Source organism: Desulfosarcina widdelii, assembly GCF_009688965.1.
GTDB lineage: Bacteria > Desulfobacterota > Desulfobacteria > Desulfobacterales > Desulfosarcinaceae > Desulfosarcina > Desulfosarcina widdelii.
This window is the reverse complement of sequence record NZ_AP021875.1, coordinates 5,212,642-5,225,344: the sequence shown is the minus strand read 5'-3', so window position 1 is coordinate 5,225,344 and position 12,703 is coordinate 5,212,642. Positions and strand designations below refer to the sequence as shown.

The following is a 12,703-nucleotide window of genomic DNA, read 5'->3' as shown; positions in this document are numbered from 1 at the left end:
GCTGAACATAGACCAGCTGGCGGCATTGTTTGGTACCTTAGATTGAAGGTAGGACTGCTGACAAGAATGTCCAAAATCATTCATCGTTAAACTGTAATCACGACTATCGTATTTGCACATGGTACGGATATTGAAGATAATGTGGCTCATGAAGATCTTAACTCTAAAATTCGGAGGGTACAATGAACTCATATACAACTCGTCGCCATATATGGTTCGTGATAACCATTGCATTGATAACCTTAGGGGTAATTGTCTCAGGGACAGAAATCGCTAATAGCCACGGTGGAAAAACCCATGGCGAAGAAGCCTTCACCGCATTTCAAGCTGTTCAGAAGGCGACACAGCTTTATGATCGCCTGATCGTCTCCGGTAAACTGCCGGAAGACTGGGAAACCGACCTGGTATCAATCCATATATCAGCACGCGGGGATGAAACCAGCCGCGAAACCGTGGTTCAGTTTAAACGGACAGGCGGCGACCCGGAGAGCCTTTATTTTTATTTCGATCACCGTGGGGAATATTCGGGATCGAATTTCACGGGAAAATAAGGAGATGCACACATGGACTCAACTCTAACCGACCACCACCCCCGCAGAAGGATAACGCTGGCACTGATGCCCATCCCCGCCAAAGCTCTGGCCACCTGTATTATTATGGTTCTGGCCATCGGCATGCTGGGGGCACTGGGTCAGATCGTCGTCCATGACATCATTCCCACTTTTTTTTCTCAAGCCGGCAATGACGACACTGCGTCTCAGGCAAGGGACGGCCAAGCAGGTATGGATCACAGCGCCCCGGCCACATCTAAGCTTGACCGGGGCGACTTATTTGCTGACCTGTCAACCGTTGAAAAGAAAACAGTCAAACCGTTCTACCAGCAGGAACAATTTGTCTGGACCCTGAAGTGGACTCACATTCACCTTTTCGGCATGAGCATGATCTTCATCTTTGTGGGAGCCATCACCATTTGGCTGGATGTTGGTTCGGCCCTGCGCACCTGGCTGGTAGTGCTACCTTTTATCGGGGTGCTGGTCGATATCCTGGCCATGTGGCTGAAAGCCTTTGTATCACCCGCCTTTTTCTGGCTGCATGTGCCCGGCGGGGGATTGTTTGCCGGGATATTCGCCTACGTCTCCCTTCGGGCGATCTGGGAGATGTGGCTCAAACCCAAGCATTAAGACCTGTTAAAAACAGCGTATAATCAACTTCCTTTTCTGGTGAGATGGGAGCTTATCAATAATGATTCATGTGCTTAAAAAACAACTTTACGTTCCAGCCCTATCGATATTGGCCATCGTAATCATTCTGCTGGTTCTTATGGGCATCTCCACCTATCGAAACCTGGACCGACAAGCTTCGGTGGCGATAGATTTCCTTCATCGCCAGGGAGTCGCCATTCTTGATGCGGTAGAGGCAGGTGCCAGAGCAGGCATGGCAATGCATATGTGGCAGGAAGATTCTATCAAGAGCCTGATTAATGAGGTCGGTAGCAATAAAGACATCGCCTATATCTATATGGTCGACAAGCGCGGACGAATTTCTCATCATTCCAATCCTGAGGATTACAGCATAATGGGGCTTCCCCCCGAATCATTTGATAACGCTCAGCTCCATGCAAAGATTCGAAAGCTGGAAAATGGTGAAAAAATCTACGAACTGTCAAAACAATTTACAGCTTCAGCTGTTACCGGCCACCATATGATGATGGGCAGCACAAATCGATCGGATCACGTCGGAGAACGCATTGTTCTGGGTTTAAAAATGGATTACCTGCAAATAGCCAAAGAATCCGACAGCCACCATGCCATGATGATGGCTGGAATCGTCATCGCCCTCGGGTCAGCTGCCATTTTTTTTACATTCATTATTCAAAATTATTATCTCGTAGAAAAGACGTTAAGACAGACCCAAGACTACACCAGCCAGGTAATTTCGAGCCTCTCTTCTGGTATTGTCAGTATCGATAATAAGCTAAATATCACTGCGTACAACGAGAGAGCATTAAAACTGTTGGAAATCGACAGGAAAGATATCAAAGACGTGCGTTTGGAAGAGGTTCTGGACTTTACATTCATTGGAGTCGATCAGACACTGTCTAACGGCATCACCGTTTTAGATAAGGAGATCAACTTTGTTTGTGGCGAGTCAAGATCAAGACCACTGTCAATAAGCGTGACACCGCTAACCAAGGAAACCGGCAGCTTGGGCGGAGCCGTTATACAAATTAGGGACCTCAGTGAAATAAAAAAACTGGAGGAACTGGTTAGGCGCTCAGAAAAACTGGCCGCCGTTGGTGAGCTGGCTGCCGGCGTCGCTCATGAGATCAGAAACCCGTTAAGCTCCATTCGTGGTTTTACGCAATATTTAGGTCGGGGCTTTGATTCGGAAAGCTCCGAGAAGAAGTGCTCTGATATTGTCATTAAGGAAATTGATAGAATTAATAATGTCGTATCTGATTTGATTTGCTTTTCCAACCCGATGGAACCTGACTTCCAACCAGCAGATATAAACCTGCTCATAACCCATACACTTCGCCTCGTTGAGGCTGACGCAAAGGCTCAGAAAATTGTCATTGATACTGATTTTAAACCAGACTTGCCTGAAATTTCGATGGATGAAGGGCAAATTACTCAAGCACTCCTGAATATTCTTCTTAACGCCATACAAGCCACAGGCTTGGATGGAAGATTAACAGTCACCACAAATTTGATTAAGAATGGCACACACATATTGGTGTCAGTTGAAGATGATGGCCCCGGAATCAGTGACGATGCTAAAGGAAGAATTTTTGATCCGTATTTTACAACGCATGAAAATGGTACCGGATTGGGTTTACCGATCGTTCATAAGATTATAGAAAGCCATGAGGGATCTATACATATCATCAGTCCACCTCATGGTAAGAATACAGGGTGCAATATATCAATAGAAATCCCGATTGTCCAAAAAGGGTGATAATTTAATCACCGATCAAGTCATTGGGAGAAAAGGCGTGGTCGCACTATGAAACCAAATATTTTAATCGTCGACGATGAAACGCCTCACCGAGCAATGCTTGACACAGTATTGTCCGCAGAGGGGTATAACGTCATTCAAGCGGAAGATGGAGATGAAGCCATTGAATTGGTCGGAAATCAGTTTTTTAATCTGATCCTGATGGATGTCCGAATGAAAAGGATTGATGGTATCAAAGCTCTACAACAAATCCTAAAAATCAGCCCTCAACTACCTATTATAATCATGACAGCATACGGATCTGTTGATTCTGCTGTAAAAGCCATGAAATCGGGTGCTATTGATTATATCACTAAACCAATCGATATAGACATCCTAAAGATATCAATTGATAAAGCATTGACCAGCCAACAAATAACTGAAGAAAACGCTTTGCTTAAGGAAAGACTTGGCGAAAAATTTGACATCGCTGGCATCATCGGTAGAAGTAAACCGATGAAACGTCTTCTTGAATCGATTAGTATGGTGGCACCATCGGATGCCAATGTTTTGATTTTGGGTGAAAGTGGAACCGGCAAGGAACTTATTGCGAATGCAATTCATCAAAACAGCTACCGAAAAGATAAACCGTTTATTAAAATCAATTGCGCTGCACTTCCGGACACTCTGCTTGAAAGCGAACTCTTCGGACATGAAAAAGGTGCTTTCACAGGTGCTATCGGTAAAAAAATGGGGCGCTTCAAATTGGCCGATAAAGGATCGATATTTCTTGATGAAATTGCCGAAATGGCGCCACCGACACAAGCGAAAATTCTAAGAGTAATTCAGGAGCAAGAGTTTGAACCAGTCGGCGGCACCTCATCAATTAAAGTCGACACCAGAATCATCGCTGCCACCAACCGAGTGCTAAAAAAAGAGGTCGAAGAAGGTAACTTTCGTGAAGATCTTTTTTACCGATTGAATGTCGTTGAATTGAAAGTACCGCCATTGCGAGAAAGAAGTGACGATATCCTTCCTCTATCTAATTATTTTTTGGCAAAATACACCAAGAAAAACAAACGCCAAATTTCTGGATTCACTCCCATGGCTATGGATTTATTAATGCGACATGATTGGCCGGGAAACGTTCGCGAACTGGAAAATATCATTGAACGATCGGTTATTATGACACGTAGCAATACAATAAAATCGACAGACCTCCCCGCAACACTGAGAGGTGAAGATTTAGATAAGGTAACAGAGCCTGTTGACCTAACTCCTGGAAGGTCCCTAAAAGATGTTGAAAAAGAAATGATATTAAGGACATTGGAGGAACACAATGGTAATCGAACACATGCCGCCAAGACATTGGGTATAAGCCGAAGAACGCTTCAATTAAAGCTTAAGGATTATGGAATAACTTGACTCTAACAGGAGTCTAAGGCCCCCAGATTTTTTTAACTCTGCCTAAAAAAAGAATATGGAGGATTGTAGGTGTGATCAAAAATATTTTGCGACAAAACAAGGTCTTTTTCGCAATAGTACTTTTGATCGCTATTTTTTTTTCAGTTGTGCTTTATCTTGGTGTCAGTCGAATCTATGATAGGGAAAGCCGGTGGCGACATGAAACCGCGTCTCTTGAGCTAGATGTTGGTAAGATAATCGTCCAGTCCTTTTTCGCCAATTTCAAGCACCACCTGTTCTTCATACGTGATATGACCAGTGTCCGAAATTTTGCCAACAGCGACTTTAAATCCGAGCGGTACCAAACCGAGGTTCAAGGATTAATCCATAATTTTTCCAGAGCATCTGAAGAGATCTATCAGATTCGCATTCTCGACGCCGACAGTCGGGAAGTTTTCAGAATCGATACCAAACCGGACGGCAAACCTCTTACAGTTGCCCCAGAAAACCTGAATAACGAAGAACGTAAAAACTTTTTTCAAGAAGCCATATACCGTAAAGATCATATCTACATATCGCTGATCGATTTGAATGTGGACCACGGCACCGTTGAAGATTCCGCATCTGCTGTGATTCGTATTGTTTCTTCACTATTTGATAATAATGGAAAGCAAAGAGGCCTTCTAATTGTAACAGTTGATGTTTCCAAACTTTTTCAGATTTTACCCAAAAACATGTTTGTTCAGACCAAATCGGGTATGGTCCTTTCATTACGAGCCGATGGGTCGTTAACGGCAAAGACGCAAGGCTACCATCTCGACACTCAAGAAGGAAAGCTTGTGGTTTCGGATACGGAAACCATTCATTACTCAACAGTAAACCTGTTTTCCGGACGACAATTGGTTATTGGACTCTACCACCACCACATCGGACTAAAGACAGCGCTCCAGCGACTGATATGGTTGTCTGCAATGCTGTTTATCATTTTTATTGGGCTGGTAATAGTTCTCAGTAACATTGACATTAGACGACTCAACGAAAGAAACCGTGCACAAATGGCAATTGTCACTTCGTTAGTGGAGTTGACTGACTCAAGAGACCCACAGACCGGAGCACATCTATTGCGCACAAAGACCTTTGCCATGCAATTGGCAAAACAGCTTAAGAAAAGTAATAAATATGCAAACATAATTAGCAAAGAGTTTATAGAGAATATTTATGAAACGGCACCCTTACACGATATCGGAAAGGTTGGAATTCAAGATTCAATTTTATTGAAAGCGGGCAAACTGGACTACGAAGAGATTCAAGAAATGCGTCAACACCCGTTAATAGGGGGCAAAGTGCTTCAAGACATTATTGATCAATATGGAATACACCAGCCATTTATCATCATGGCCAAAAATATAGCCGCATTTCATCATGAAAGATTCGATGGAACAGGGTATCCTGAAGGCTTGAAAGGGGAAAATATACCGTTGGAAGCACGAATTTTCGCTCTCGCCGATGTATATGATGCACTTAGGTCTGAAAGGCCTTACAAACAATCACTTAGCCACATTGAAGTGATAAATAAAATAAAATCTGAGAGTGGCAAACATTTTGATCCAGATATTGTGAACGCTTTTTTAACCATCGAAAAAATGTTTTCAAAACTTTTATATAATGATTATAAGAATACGCAAAATGGATTAAGTTGGATTTAACGAAGTCCTAATCCAAATGCCGAATATGTAACCGTCCTATATTTATCCTTCTGCTTTAACGAAACCCTATCAAAACTTTCTTATAATCCGTCCTAAGTACTTTGGCCCATCGCTCAATAACTGCACGTCAAGTTGCGATTGTAGCCACCATAGGTGCGAACTTATTTTGCAGTAATTGTTGAATTGCTTTAAAAAATCAATCCAATATATTCAACAAAATATCGTTTCAATATAGAATGTTCCAAAAGGTATTAAAATCCTTAGGTGATTATATCCATGAAGGCTAAATAAGTGTGCATAATAAATCTGACTTTTCTAATGGTACATTAATTGCTCTCCAATATTCTGAACCCGAACTCTAACGCAAAGGAGGTTGGTATTTTTCACCATAAATAGAGCAAAGTACATGCTAACCTTAGTGCCTATTTATTGCGGTCAGATGGTAGTTCGTCCTTATGACAAAGGAGGTCATCATGTCAATTTCTAAACCCAACAGTTTAAATATCAATTCCCGCGTTGCCGGGTTGATTATTATCGCCGCATTGATGGTGGTGGTTGCCGGATGTACGAAAAATTATGGCCGGTTCGAAAAGAATGCCGAAGTGGGTCTGGCTTTTCGTCAAGGTGATTACCAACCCGATTACCAGTATTTCTATGCGGGCAGGAATACCAGGCCTTATGCTATTATCGGTATTGATCGTAGATACGCGGTTCCATCGCGATATTGGGTCCCTTTTGAACCGGAACCAAAACAACTCAGGAAGATGGCCGGGAACATATACGGTAATTACCGTTACTATCCCGCTGGTTACAACATTTTAGACCCTGACGGAAATATTATCGGCGTCTGGTTTTCCACCGTCAACCAATACAGCGTGAGTGTTGATCAGCAAAACCGGACGGTGGAAGTGCTGTATAGAAATCCAGAAAACCGCGGAGGTGGGCCCCGTTGACTGGACAGTCTGATGGGTTGGATAAATCGAAAGACTGTTTAAAAAGAAAAAGGCACCAGGTTGCCTCAGCATTAGGATGAAGCAAGCCGTAGCAAACCTCTTCCTATGTTTGGTCGCCAAAGGACACTTGACGCCTTTCTTCACGAAACAGCCAGGAGCTCATGTTATCTGCTGTTTAAGATGTCGTAGGTAGGGTTTGAATTAAAGAGGAGGACGGTATGGTGGAATGCGAGAATAGATGTGAAAAAATTACTCACTATATCCCAGTGATTGCTGGCTATACCGAGAGGATTTTTCACAGGATTGTTTTATCGTTTTGTTGTAGTTATGAATCCTAAACTATGAACATAGAGCCATAATTTTGGCAGCTTAAAGAAGAATAAGTAAATACTTTCCTGTGTTGGCATATTTAATGCTCTATTTAAAGTAAAAGAGAATACATAGAAGGCGCCCAGTCAAAGCGGATTTTTTCAAGAGCTTCTATTAACTGCTAACAAAGGAGGGTTACCATGAATAGCTCATTTCATATAGTAGCAACCACGATGGCAATCATGATGGTGGCGGGAGTCGCCATGGCAGGAAGCGTGGATATTGGTTTGGGAAGGATGGATCAATCCGAGTTTGACACCCTGAAGCAAATGGTCAGTGGAGATTATCAACCACCTGCTTCTATAGCCACGGAAAGGCCCAGAGAAGTACGGGTCGCCGAATTCAACTGGGCTGATGTTCAAGCTATCCGGCAAGTGATGGTAGCCAGGGCAGTGGAGCAAAACCATAAACTAGTATTAACGAATAAAAGCACGGTGGATATCGGTACCGGATCCATGTCAACCAGTGAATTTTGCGATTTAAACAAATTGGTGGCCAACAACAGCGCAAACCAGATTGCTGGATTTACTTTTATCTGTCCATGATCGCAGTTGTTCAAAATGACTGGTCCCAGATAATCAATTTTATCGATTGCATGAAGGCCTGCAGTTGCGCGAGGCGTATTCTTCGGGCCTTTATCTTTGGTGAACTGGGCTTTATAGGTATATCGCCTTTGGCTTCTAACAGCATTTTCATCAGTTGGCCTGCTTTCATCCTGCCTTCATTTACATTGCTGTAATCAACCGGGTTTCTGTCTTTAAGTCAATAAAGCATACTGAATTATAAAATTAATCGATGATTTCCTTTTCGGTTTCTAGACGCAGCCGGAGAGGCACAACAGGTCGGGATCGCGGATGTTGACCACCACGGCATCCACCGGCTGCGGTGTGGTCTGCGGCTGATGCCAGCGGTCGGCATCAGGAACCAGTCGGTTTAGCCGAGGAGAGCTCGTCAAAAAACAGAAAGCATTAGGGACGAATGAAATCATGTTGAAACTGAGGAAACAGCGCGATTTCAATAGGATCTTTCTAACACGATCATATTTTCAGGATTAACAGATTTGATCGACGATCTTACTATGTAGATGTCGTATTCGTATACTGAGAATTCGGCATACATGCATCGCGATCTGGGGATATTCGCGTACAATATCCTGGAGTTCCACTTTGTGCAGAGTCAAAAACCGGGACTTCTTTTTTGTCCGGATGGTTGCCGACCTGCGATCATCACCGAACAAAGCCATTTCACCGAAGTAGTCTCCGGCACCAATACTGTCCAGTTCGATCTCTTTTTCCAGTTTACGGCCTTTGATCACGGCTACATCACCTTCCAACACCAGATAAAGCGTGTCACCCCGTTCACCTTCCATGAACACCTGCCTACCTGCGTCAACGGTCACCTCTTTGGTTACCGTGGCCAAGCTGGCCAACTCGTTGACAGACAGATCGGCGAAAATTTCAATCCCTTTAAGGTGCATGATCTTATCAGTCAGTGGAATCGAACCTGTCGTTTCCATTTCATTCTCCTCTCCGGATCGGTGGTCAGACCTCTTTCCCATTAACTGTCTGGCCAGCAGCGCCACATGTGGGTTGGAATCCCCAGCCAAGATCTCAATTCGGGTAGCAGTTTTCGGTGAGATCTTTAGTTTTCGCATCATGGTGAGCGTCAGCGCCAAAGTCACCCAGTTTCTACTCTTCAGCAGGCTCTCAAAAAGAGCCAGCTTAGATTGTTCCTCCACATCGTCGGGGAATAGCCGCCTGCCGGCAGCTATACGTTCGGCTGGATCGGTGTGTTCCAACAAAGGCATTAGATAACGGACGATGCTTTTATCCAGAATGTCATCCATCGCCTCAAGGCTGTTCGCCCGCTGGCGTTGATCGGTAGAGAAGATGCCTTGTGCAAGCTGGTTCATCTGGCCTGAACGGTCTTGTGTCGCCAGCACCCGTATGGTCGTCTGAAGGGTAAACCAGACCCGTTCGTCCAGATGGAGAGCCAACAACTCATTCAGGGCTTCATCGGAGAGCTGCCTGATCCCCTTGGCCTGAGCGGTCAGTTGATAGCAGGTCCGGGCTTGAAGCTGGACAAAGCGATAGACGTCCAAATCTTTGATGGCCATATCCTTCAGCAGGTCAAAAAGGGATTCTCTCACCTTTTTCTGTGGCAGTGATAGAGATTTTATCAACCGCAGATTGTTCTGGTAGTCAGCGGACTTAATTTTTTCACGGGCAACCTTGACGATATCCTCAGAATCATCCCCCAGTAGCGCAATCACGTTTTTCAGGGAGGCCTCATCTTCGATCAGGTAAACCTCTAGCACGGCACGCCGCATCCGCGGATCGGGGTCCCATAACCGATGCACCAATAGGGGATTGAGTCCGCTCACATGGATGGAGCGGAGACTGTTCAAGATCAGAAGCAACATGGCATCATCATCGCGGCTCCTCAATAGCGTCTTCAGCTGCTCAGCAAAACGCATATCCCGGCATACCCCGGCAGCGATGACACCCGCGCTGCATGTGCCGGCATCTTCAGATACCAACCAAGTCTCGATAAGCGGGCCGAACCGGGCCTGTTCCAAGGTGTAGAGAGAGCCTACTGCACGGGCCTTGATTTCAATGGGAAGAGACGATTCGAAAATGCGCCGGTTAAAAGGGGCAAACGTTTTAGGTGAAATTCGGTGGCCGGCCTCGATCAAAGCCACGGCCAGATCAGGCTCCCCTGTCTCAATCAGTTCGTTGAACACCTCAACAGCCACCGGCCCCGCCTGATTGGAGAGCAGTTCGATAAGTCCAATACGGGTTTGCATGTCTTGCTCTTCGCGTAAGGTCGCGATGAGGTGGGTGTCAAAATTCGGGATTGAGATGGATCGTAGTAGTCGGCCGTGCCATAGGCGGTTTTCTCCCGATGCTTGATGGAATCGCTGGACAAAGTTTTCTTGAATTTGTTTATCCCGAAACACCTGGCTCAGTTCACTGGCATCCAGGGAGCGGAAATCGATTCTGTTATCGGAAACCAGGCCTAATAGGATTCCGGCATATTGGCGCTTGAGGATATAGATAGCGACAACCCAGGCGAGGACAAAGGGCATCGCCACCAGGGAAAGGTAGCGCGGGTGGAACAGGTCACTCGAAAGTAAAATGAAGCCGGATCCTAAAAACAGGCCGATACGAACAACCGTACCCCGCAGAAAAGGCCGGATCATGGCCCGGTAGGATTCCGGGAACAGGCCAGTCACTACCGCCATAGCCGGGATATTAATGGTGGTACGGATGATGTTGGCGGACATGCGAGCATACATGGCTGCAACGGCATCAAACCGAAAAAGGAAGGCAAAAAACACCAGCAGATAGTTGAAGGGGTGGAACATCAGGGCCACTGGCAACCCGAATCGGTCATAGAGTTTACCCATGAAGAGCAGGATCACTAGACTGACAATGTTCAGCACACCCCTAAAATAGCCGAAAAATTCGATCAAACTTGCTTCTGTGGCAAACTGTTCATTTACAGCATAGTTGAACTGGTAGTTCATTATAGGAATCACCACGTTGGCCATGAAGGCGACTACCACTAATATTTTCACCAAAACTGAAGATTTCAACAGTGGTAGAACCGTTTTAAATTCCTCGATTAGGGAGCGGTGTGTGTGTTTTTCACTCGCTGTGGTTTGTTGGAACAGCAGCGTGGGGAAACGTCGTCCCATGGCGTGTACGACCCAGGCTCCGATCAAAACGGTACCCATGTATACCAAAAGCAGGTTGTCCAAGTTTAGCCAGCGCGCCACCACAGGGGTTGCAAAACTACTCAAGATTTGTCCGATAACCCCGCCTGCGGTGATCAGCGGGAAGAGCCGCTTGGACTGTCGCGTGTTGAATAGATCGTTGGCCAGGTTCCAGAACAGCAGCGCTAAGAGGACCTCGTACTGGGATTTGAGCATGAACAGAGCAGGATATACCAGATCAATCCCAAAGGGAATAACCGCCCAAATCCCAGCGACAGACAGTCCGCAAAAATTGAAAAGCCGAGCCATGAGCCTGGCGCCGGGCAGACGGGTCATGAACCCGGTCATGGCCCCCATAACAAAGAAGGTCAACACCGCGTTGACCATGTTCACGAGGGGCATGTACTCGACACCATAACGTTTCAGGAAGGCTGTTTCAGCGTAGTTGTTCAGGAAAATCCCGGAACTGCGAACCAGGAACAGCAAGGCAACCGTCCAGAGGAGTAGGTCAATCTCCTCATCGTAGATGTTAAACAAGCGGCCTATTGTTCCATGAATTGCCAATGTGTGTAATCCCTTTCAGCGCCTTGTGCCCGGGGTGAGCATGGCAAAAACAAAATATGCTCATGGGGCTGAAGCCAGGTTATGGGGACTGATCGGCTTTCTCTGGCAGGCCAGGGGGGACCATCACGAGTCGAAAACCAGTGTTTTGTAACCGGCTCATGGGGTGGCCGTGGGCGCGGTTGGCACTGCGGATTGAATAGCCCGGTCCGAACCAACTGCCTCCGCGGCGCACCCGATGATGCCCAGAGTGAGTTTCGCGAGGGTCGACGACCGGGGAAGCATGATAGCGGCTGAAAAGATCCACGCACCACTCCCACACATTCCCGTGCATGTCGTATAGCCCCCATGCATTGGGCAGATAGCTCTTCACGGGCGCCGGTTGCCCGGGTTCCAGCCCTGCAACGACGTTAGCGGAGACACAATGATCATATTTCTTGGGGTTGTTAGCAAACATAGCTTGGGAACACTCAATCTGGTCCCCCCAAAAATAAGCTGTTGCAGCACCCGCCCGGGCAGCGTACTCCCATTGCGCTTCGGTCGGCAGCATATAACGATCACCCGTGATCTGATTAAGTTTATCTATAAATTTAATACAATCATGCCAGGAAACCTTGACCACCGGCATATCTCCTGTCCCCTTTTTTCGACCAATGAACCGCTTACCCATTACTGTCTGCCACTGTTCAACTGTGACCTCGGAGGTCTGCATATAAAACGGACGACTGATAGTCACTGGATGCTGAAGTTCTGAGACGTCTCGATGTGCTTCCTCAGCAGGGCTGCCCATGACAAATGCACCGGGAGGAATGAGGACAAACTCCATACCGATAGTGTTCACAACCCTGATTTCCATCTTTTCGGACGCAATTGCCGGCAGCGTACTGATCAAAAACAAACAGACTAAAAAAAGCCCTTTAATATTTGTTTTTAAGGAGCCGATCATCGTAATGATAAATCCCGACAGGAAGGTTTTTAAGCTCACAGCTATACATTGGGGTTTAACCATCAAGTCCTGTCTTATTGATATTGGAATAACATGGTAAATCTGCATC

Annotated in this window: 10 protein-coding genes; 7 read left to right on the top strand and 3 right to left on the bottom strand. The window is 45.8% G+C overall.

The annotated features are described in order from the left end of the window. The first annotated feature begins 182 nt into the window (after positions 1 to 182). From GN111_RS24035 to GN111_RS24005, 7 genes are all read left to right on the top strand, one after another. The gene (locus tag GN111_RS24035) at positions 183 to 551 is read left to right on the top strand and encodes a DUF6488 family protein (RefSeq protein WP_155306187.1); all 369 of its coding nucleotides are present in this window, start codon (positions 183 to 185) and stop codon (positions 549 to 551) included. A 12-nt stretch (positions 552 to 563) separates the two neighbouring features. Continuing rightward, positions 564 to 1,181: an Aq_1264-related membrane protein gene (locus tag GN111_RS24030; protein WP_155306186.1), complete on the top strand. Its 618-nt coding sequence runs from the start codon at positions 564 to 566 to the stop codon at positions 1,179 to 1,181. A gap of 61 nt (positions 1,182 to 1,242) precedes the next feature. Then, entirely contained in the window at positions 1,243 to 2,958 is a 1,716-nt protein-coding gene (locus GN111_RS24025; RefSeq protein ID WP_155306185.1) for a two-component system sensor histidine kinase NtrB, read from the top strand. Positions 2,959 to 3,006: 48 nt separating this feature from the next. Further along, complete coding sequence (locus tag GN111_RS24020) at positions 3,007 to 4,362, top strand: sigma-54-dependent transcriptional regulator (RefSeq protein WP_155306184.1); 1,356 nt, start codon at positions 3,007 to 3,009, stop codon at positions 4,360 to 4,362. Positions 4,363 to 4,433: 71 nt separating this feature from the next. Then, complete coding sequence (locus GN111_RS24015) at positions 4,434 to 6,047, top strand: HD domain-containing phosphohydrolase (RefSeq protein ID WP_155306183.1); 1,614 nt, start codon at positions 4,434 to 4,436, stop codon at positions 6,045 to 6,047. Positions 6,048 to 6,520: 473 nt separating this feature from the next. After that, on the top strand, positions 6,521 to 7,000 hold the full coding sequence (locus GN111_RS24010; protein WP_155306182.1) for a hypothetical protein: 480 nt from the start codon (positions 6,521 to 6,523) through the stop codon (positions 6,998 to 7,000). A gap of 509 nt (positions 7,001 to 7,509) precedes the next feature. Next, positions 7,510 to 7,914: a hypothetical protein gene (locus GN111_RS24005; RefSeq protein ID WP_155306181.1), complete on the top strand. Its 405-nt coding sequence runs from the start codon at positions 7,510 to 7,512 to the stop codon at positions 7,912 to 7,914. Between the two features lie 269 nt (positions 7,915 to 8,183). Here the strand turns inward: GN111_RS24005 and GN111_RS24000 are convergent, their stop codons facing one another. The 3 genes from GN111_RS24000 to GN111_RS23990 form a co-directional block, all read right to left on the bottom strand. Further along, positions 8,184 to 8,324: a hypothetical protein gene (locus GN111_RS24000; protein WP_155306180.1), complete on the bottom strand. Its 141-nt coding sequence runs from the start codon at positions 8,322 to 8,324 to the stop codon at positions 8,184 to 8,186. 96 nt (positions 8,325 to 8,420) lie between these two features. Next, entirely contained in the window at positions 8,421 to 11,624 is a 3,204-nt protein-coding gene (locus GN111_RS23995) for an Npt1/Npt2 family nucleotide transporter (protein WP_155306179.1), read from the bottom strand. 106 nt (positions 11,625 to 11,730) lie between these two features. Beyond that, positions 11,731 to 12,702 carry a formylglycine-generating enzyme family protein gene (locus GN111_RS23990; protein ID WP_155306178.1) on the bottom strand — a complete coding sequence of 324 codons (972 nt, stop codon included), beginning with the start codon at positions 12,700 to 12,702 and terminating at the stop codon, positions 11,731 to 11,733. Position 12,703 lies beyond the last annotated feature (1 nt).